Source organism: Rhodococcus sp. HNM0569 (genome assembly GCF_012726205.1).
In the GTDB taxonomy this organism is placed as follows: Bacteria; Actinomycetota; Actinomycetes; order Mycobacteriales; family Mycobacteriaceae; genus Rhodococcus_F.
In genome coordinates this window covers 74,686-81,412 of the sequence record NZ_JAASAE010000017.1, presented here as the reverse complement: position 1 = coordinate 81,412, position 6,727 = coordinate 74,686, and the positions used below count along the sequence as shown (strand labels likewise).

The following is a 6,727-nucleotide window of genomic DNA, read 5'->3' as shown; positions in this document are numbered from 1 at the left end:
CGACGGGCCGTTGAGTGCACCCTCCTCGCCGCCGGAGATACCCGCGCCGACGAAGTTGAGGCCGCGCTCGGCCATCGCCGCCTCGCGACGAATCGTGTCGGTGTACAGCGAGTTGCCGCCGTCGATGATGATGTCGCCCTCGTCCATCACGTCGGCGAGCTCCTCGATCACCTGGTCGGTGGCGTCGCCTGCCTTGACCATGATCAGCACCCGCCGCGGCTTCTCGAGAGAGGCGACGAACTCCTGCATCGTCTCGGTGCGGACGAAGTCGCCTTCGTGACCGTGCTCGGCGAGGAGCGCGTCGGTCTTGCCGATGCTGCGGTTGTGCAGCGCCACCGTGTAGCCGTTGCGCGCGAAGTTGCGGGCGATGTTCGAGCCCATGACGGCGAGACCGGTGACGCCGATCTGGGCCAGGTGCGAGTCCTTGTCGTTGGATGTCATGCCTACAGCTTTCCCTCTCGGGGGCCTCGAGTGAAATCCTTCACGCGCACCGGTCGTTTCGCGCAGCTCGCGCGGGTGCGCACTCAGTGCCCGAAGGTTCCGAACAGACGGCTCAACTCGGTGAGCCACGGCACGGCGACGGCGAGTGTGGGCACCACGAGGATCGCGGCCGACGCGGCGTACGCGACCGCGGTGACCAGCACGCGGTCGGCGCGTCCCGCCGCGAGCCGCTGTACTCGCAGTACCGTGCTCGGCCCGCCCGCTGCCATGGCTCCGCGTGGCGCGGTGCTCGTCGAGCACGCGACGAGGGCGCGCGCGAGGGGCGCGGGCCCGGCGGTACGGACCGCCGAGTCGTCGGCGAGCATCTCGACGAGCAGCTGGACCGCGCCGAGCGCCGACCTGCTGCGTACCACGCGCGGGAATGCATCGTTGACGGCCGTGAACGCCTCGAGCACGAGATCGTGCCGTGCCCGCAGATGCGAACGCTCGTGGCTGAGGATCGCCGACACCTCGGCGGCCGACAGGCTCGCGAACGTGCCTTCGCTCAGCACGACGCGCTGGCGCAGACCGGGCAGGCAGTACGCGAGAGGTTCGGTGACGTCGAGGACGCGCAGATCCGGTGCGCGCTCGAGCGGCAGGTGTGTCGCGGCGGCGTCGGTGTGCCGGTCGAGCAGATCCACCAGGATGCGGTGGCGGGCGCGGCGGCGCCGCGTGCGGACCGCGACCCGCACGACCGAATAGACGAGCCGCGCACCGACCAGCAGGGTGAGCGCGAACACCGTGACGTACAGGATCCACAGCGGAAGACCCAACGCGTCGATCTCCGCGAGCGGGGCGGTGGTGGGGCGCCCGTCCGGACCGGGCACGAGCAGGCGGCTCGCGATCGCGAGACCCGCACTGAACGCCGACAGAACCGCGGCAAGCGCGACCGCCTGCCACAGCACGAGGGCGGCACGCGGCGCGCGGTGCGTCCACGTCGCGCGGCCGAGCAGCGCGGGGACGGGGCCCGCCAGCAGCAGTGCCAGCAGGCCGAAAACCAGAGCGGCGACGTCGATCATGACTCACCCATCATGCATCACGGAGAGCACAGGACGATCCGGCGCGTGCACACGCTGCGCCGATCGAGCTCGAACAGGCCTTCAGCTCACCCGACGGACGGAGCCGGGGCCGCGCTGTTCCTTCGCCTCGAGATCGGCGAGTGCCTGACGCAGCGCGTCGGCCTCGTCGGCGCCGACCTGCTCGACGAAGTGCACGAGGGCGGCCGCGCGGCTCCCCGATTGGTCCGCCTGCTGCAGCGCGTCCACCATGAGACTCGCGACGAGCTCCTCGCGCGCGTGCACCGGAAGATAGCGATGTGCGCGATCGTCGCGCTGCTGCACCACGAGATGCTTCTTCGCGAGCCGCTGCAACACCGTCATCACCGTGGTGTAGGCAAGTTCACGACGTGCGGCGAGCGCCTCGTGGACCTGCCGGACGGTCTGAGGTTCGGACGTGGACCACAGATGGTCCATCACCGCGCGTTCGAGTTCGCCTAGTCCAGCCATGGGCCGATTCTACGGAAGGCGCGTCGGAAATTCTTACTACGGGTGGTAGTAAATGCCGACGACCGGGTGTGGTAATGGTCATACCCGGCCCGGGTAGCGACAATTCGGACCATGTGCCCCGGCCGCCGTCGTGGCACCACCGCCGCCGCACCGGAGGCTCGCTACCCTTCGCAGCGTGGAGGCGAGCGGGGCACCGGGCGACACCGGCGGCGGACACGTCACCCGACGCGTGCCCGCGAATGCGGCGCGCTTCCTGGGCTCCTGGCTGCGCGGCGCGCCGCTCACGCTCGTCCTGATCGCCACCGTCTGGATCCTCGCGTCGGCGTCGCGCAGCGTCGTGCACGGTCCGTCGCACCGGCTCGCCCCGTGGGTCGGCCTCGGGATCGGTCCCCTCGAACACGGTCGGGTATGGGTGCTCGTCACCTCGGGGCTGTGGGCCACCGGGCTCGGCGGCTACGTCGCGGCGACCCTGCTGGCCGCGGTCGTCGCGGCGCCCCTCGAGCGGCGCATGGGATCGGGGCGCTTCGCGGTCGCCGCGGTCACGACGCAGGTGCTGGGCGGGCTCCTCGCGGTCGCGGTCGCGCTCGTCGCCCGCATGCTCGACGCGGGCTGGGGCTTCCGACTGCATCTGGGTCTCGCGTTCGGGCCGTCGACGTGGGTGATCGGTGTGCTGATGGTGGCGAGCGCGAACATGGGCACGCTGTGGCGTCGCCGCGTGCGGACCGCGGTCCTCACGCTCACCGTGACGCTCGCGCTCTTCGGCGGCGGGCTCGAGGACGTCCTGCGCGTCGCGGCGGCAGTCGTCGGCCTGTGCCTGGGCGGGTACGTCGTCGGACGCTCCCGACGCGGTGAGCGCGTCGCGGGTACCCGCCGCGAGGGTCGGGTCCTGGTCGCGATCGTCGTCGCCGCGAGCACCCTCGGCCCGGTGCTCGCGGCCCTGTCGCCGGACGCCGTCGGCCCGCTGGCGGTGCTGCGCGATCTCGTACGCGGCGCACCGTGGTCCCCGGCCGAGGTCCGCGCACTGTGCAGTGACGATCCCGGCGCCGCGGATTGCCGTCGCGGCCTGCTCGAACTGCGTCTCGGCGGCGTCGGCCCGACGTTGCTCAGCATCATGCCGTCGGTGTTCGTGCTCGTGCTCGCCGACGGACTGCGCCGCGGCAGGCGTGTGGCCTGGGTCGGGGTCACGCTCGCCCAGATCGCACTGCTCGCCCTGTCACTCGGCAACTACCTGGTCCGCTATGTCACGGCCACCGACCGCACGACACTGTTCTACGGTCTCGACGACCCGAGTTTCTACCGCACGATCGCGCCCTTCCTCGCCCCGGCCGCGGTACTCGTGATGCTGCTGGCGACACGCCGGTTCTTCGACGTCGCGGCGCCCCCCGGTACCGTCCGACTCGCCTCGACCCGGATCTCCGGTGTGTTCGTGACGCTCGGCGTCCTGTACGTCGCCGGCGCGTTCGCGGTCCGCGACGGATTCGACCGGCCTCCGTCGTTCGCCGACCTCGTCGCCGGATATCCCGAACGGCTCGTGCCGCCGGTCTGTCTCCAGTGGCTCGATCCGGCGGTGCTGCCGGTGAGCGCGCCCGCAACGCTGCTCTACGAGTGGACAGGCGTCGTGTTCTGGATCGCGGCGTGCGCTGTCGCCGTCGCAGCCTTCCGTCGCCCGGCCACCGCACGCGGCACCGACACCGCACGCGCGCAGGCGATCCTGCGCGCGAGCGGCGGCAGCCCGCTGTCGTGGATGACCACCTGGCGCGGCAACTCGTACTGGTTCGGACCCGACGGGCACAGCTACGTCGCCTACCGGGTGGTCGGCGGTGTCGCCCTGACGACCGGCGATCCGGTAGGCCCGCCCGATCGGCTCGCACCGTCCGTGGTGCTGTTCGCGGAGTTCGCCGCGTCCAACGGGTGGGTGCCGTGTTTCTACTCGGTCACCGGCCAGGTTCGGGCGGTCACCGAGTCGCTCGGCTGGGGCGCCGTCCAGGTCGCGGAGGAAACCGTTCTCGACCTCGGCTCGATCGCCTTCACCGGCAAGAAGTTCCAGGACGTGCGCACCGCGACGAACAAGGCGCGCAAGGCGGCGATCACCGCCGAGTGGATCGGCTTCCCGACGGCACCGATAGGCGTCAAGGACCAGATCGTCGCGATCTCCGAGGAATGGGTCGCCGACAAGGGCATGCCCGAGATGGGCTTCACACTCGGCGGTCTCGACGAGATCGACGATCCGGAGGTGCGCTGCCTCGTCGCGGTCGACGCCGACCGCACCGTGCACGGCGTGACGTCGTGGCTGCCGGTGTACCGCGACGGCGTGGTCGTGGGCTGGACACTCGACTTCATGCGCAGGCGCGCCGGCGGATTCCGGCCGACGACCGAGTTCCTGATCGCGTCGGCCGCACTGATGCTCGAGGTCGAGGGTTACGAGTTCGTCAGCCTGTCCGGTGCACCGCTCGCCAAGGTCGACGTTCCCGCGCGGGACGCCGACGAGCGCGAGCTCGCCGAGACCGGCACGCTGTCGCAGGTCATGGAGGGCGTGCTCGACCTGCTCGGCCGCACGCTCGAGCCCGTCTACGGGTTCCGGTCGCTACTGGCATTCAAGGCGAAGTTCGATCCTCGCTACGAACCGATGCACATGGCGTTCCCCGACCCCGCCGCGCTGCCGAGCATCGGCAATGCCGTCGGACGCGCGTATCTGCCGAATGTCTCGGTCGGCGAGAGCGTGCGCCTCGTGCGCACCCTTGCCGGGCGCCGACGCGCGCGGTGACGCGGGTGTGCGTGGTCAGGCGCTCGCGGGCCGTCCCGCGGCAGGGGCGCCGCCCTCGGTGCCGTAGACGTGGCGGGTACCGATCGGGACGATCAGCGGCCGATCCGAGACCGGGTCGTCGATGACGGTCGCCTCGAGACCGAACACGTCGAGCAGCAACTCCGCCGTCACGACCTCCGTGGGTGCGCCCGCCGCGACGACCCGACCTTCCTTCATGACGACGAGCTCGTCGCTGTAGCGGATCGCGAGGTTCAGGTCGTGCAGGACCATCACGACGGTGCGGCCCAGATCGGCGTGCATGCGATCGACCAGATCGAGCACCTCGATCGAGTGCGCGAGGTCGAGATAGGTCGTCGGCTCGTCGAGCAGCAGGATGTCGGTGCCCTGCGCGAGCGCCATCGAGATCCAGGCGCGTTGGCGTTGTCCGCCCGACAACTCGTCGATTCGGCGGTCCGCGAGCTCGAGAATGCCGGTGAGCTCGAGCGACTCGGTCACCTCGTGCTCGTCGTCCGACGACCACTGCCGGATCCAGGACTGGTGTGGGTGCCTGCCGCGCGCGACCAGATCGGCGACCGTGAGACCGTCCGGGGCCACCGGCGACTGGGGCAACATGCCGAGCGTGCGCGCGACTTCTTTGGTGCGCATCGATCCGATCGCCTTGCCGTCGAGCATCACCGAGCCGCCCCGTGGTTTCGACAGGCGCCCGAGCGCCCGCAGCAGCGTCGACTTTCCGCACCCGTTCGGCCCGATCACGGTGGTGATCACGCCGGTGCGCACCGACAGGTCCAAGCCGTCGATGATGATGCGGTCGCCGTAGCCGAGCGTGACGTCGTCGGCGACGAGCCGCGCGGGCGCGTCGGAGGGCGCGCCGGATCGGGATTCGGTCGGAACACTCATGCCGTGACCTTCCGGTTGTTGCGAACGAGCAGGTAGAGCAGGAACGGGCCGCCCAGTGCGGACGTGACGATGCCGACGGGCAGTTCGACCGGCAGCACCGTGCGGGCGATCAGGTCGCTCCCTACCACGAGTACAGCACCACAGATCGCGGAGGTGAAGATCGGCGGTCCCGCCGAGCGGATCAGCCGCATCGCGATCTGCGGCGCGGCGAGCGCGACGAAGCCCACCGGACCGGCCGCGGCGGTCGCGACGGCCGCGAGCACGACCGACGCGAGCAACAGCCTGCCCTGCGCCGACTGCACTTTGATGCCGAGCGACGTCGCGTTCTCGTCGCCGAGCCGCAGACCGCCGATCGTGAACGACGCGATCAGCACGCTCGCGCCCACGACGGCCACGACGACGGCGACCGGCCACACCTGATTCCAGGTGGCGCCGTTGAGCGACCCGTTGAGCCACACCTGGGCGCGGGAGACGTCGTTGATGTCGGCCGACACCATGAGCCAGCCGGTGACGGCCACGAGCATCGCGTTGATGCCGATACCGATCAGGATCAGCCGGTAGCCCTCGATGCCACCGCGCCACGACAGCGCGTAGATCACGATCGCGGTGAGCAAGCCGCCGACGAGCGCCGCGAGCGGAAGTCCGAGCAGCGCAAGGATGCCGACGAAGGCGCCGCCGCCACCGAGCACGATGAGCGAGACCGCCGCGGTCGTCGCACCCGCCGTGATGCCGAGAATGTCGGGGCTCGCGAGCGCGTTGCGCGACACCGACTGCGTGAGCGCCCCCGCGATACCGAGCGCGGCGCCGACCAGCACCCCGGTGAGGGCACGCGGCAGCCGCAGATCCTGCACGATGAACCGTTGCGCCTTCGAGCCGCCGCCCAGCAACACAGACACGACGTCGGGTATGGACATCGGATAGTCGCCGAGAGCGATCTCGAGGCAGAACACCAGGAACAGTGCGGCGAGCAGGACGATCGAGACCGCGACCGTCAGTGGCCGCACGACGATCGAGAACGGGCCGACACGCAGCGCGCGGCGCGACAGGGACGAACGCAGTCGTCCGGCCGTGGTGTCGTCGG

6 protein-coding genes are annotated in these 6,727 nt (G+C 70.6%); 1 reads left to right on the top strand and 5 read right to left on the bottom strand.

Going from position 1 to position 6,727, the window contains the following annotated elements:
* The 3 genes from HCA44_RS18530 to HCA44_RS18520 all read right to left on the bottom strand — a co-directional run.
* Positions 1–441, bottom strand: a 441-nt coding sequence (locus tag HCA44_RS18530) for an NAD(P)-binding domain-containing protein (RefSeq protein WP_240945630.1), incomplete at its 3' end; no start/stop codon positions are given.
* Between the two features lie 83 nt (positions 442–524).
* Positions 525–1,499: a M56 family metallopeptidase gene (locus HCA44_RS18525; RefSeq protein ID WP_169650801.1), complete on the bottom strand. Its 975-nt coding sequence runs from the start codon at positions 1,497–1,499 to the stop codon at positions 525–527.
* Between the two features lie 81 nt (positions 1,500–1,580).
* Positions 1,581–1,985, bottom strand: a complete 405-nt coding sequence (locus HCA44_RS18520; protein ID WP_169650800.1) for a BlaI/MecI/CopY family transcriptional regulator — start codon at positions 1,983–1,985, stop codon at positions 1,581–1,583.
* A 229-nt stretch (positions 1,986–2,214) separates the two neighbouring features.
* Here HCA44_RS18520 and HCA44_RS18515 point away from each other — a divergent pair, with 229 nt between their 5' ends.
* The gene (locus tag HCA44_RS18515; RefSeq protein ID WP_346764789.1) at positions 2,215–4,749 is read left to right on the top strand and encodes a DUF2156 domain-containing protein; all 2,535 of its coding nucleotides are present in this window, start codon (positions 2,215–2,217) and stop codon (positions 4,747–4,749) included.
* 15 nt (positions 4,750–4,764) lie between these two features.
* On the opposite strand, the gene HCA44_RS18510 is transcribed toward HCA44_RS18515, so the two are convergent.
* Positions 4,765–5,646: an ABC transporter ATP-binding protein gene (locus HCA44_RS18510; RefSeq protein WP_169650798.1), complete on the bottom strand. Its 882-nt coding sequence runs from the start codon at positions 5,644–5,646 to the stop codon at positions 4,765–4,767.
* Positions 5,643–6,704, bottom strand: coding sequence for an iron chelate uptake ABC transporter family permease subunit (locus HCA44_RS18505; RefSeq protein WP_169650805.1), 1,062 nt, complete (start codon positions 6,702–6,704; stop codon positions 5,643–5,645). Before HCA44_RS18505 ends, HCA44_RS18510 begins: the two co-directional genes overlap by 4 nt.
* Between the last annotated feature and the right edge of the window lie 23 nt (positions 6,705–6,727).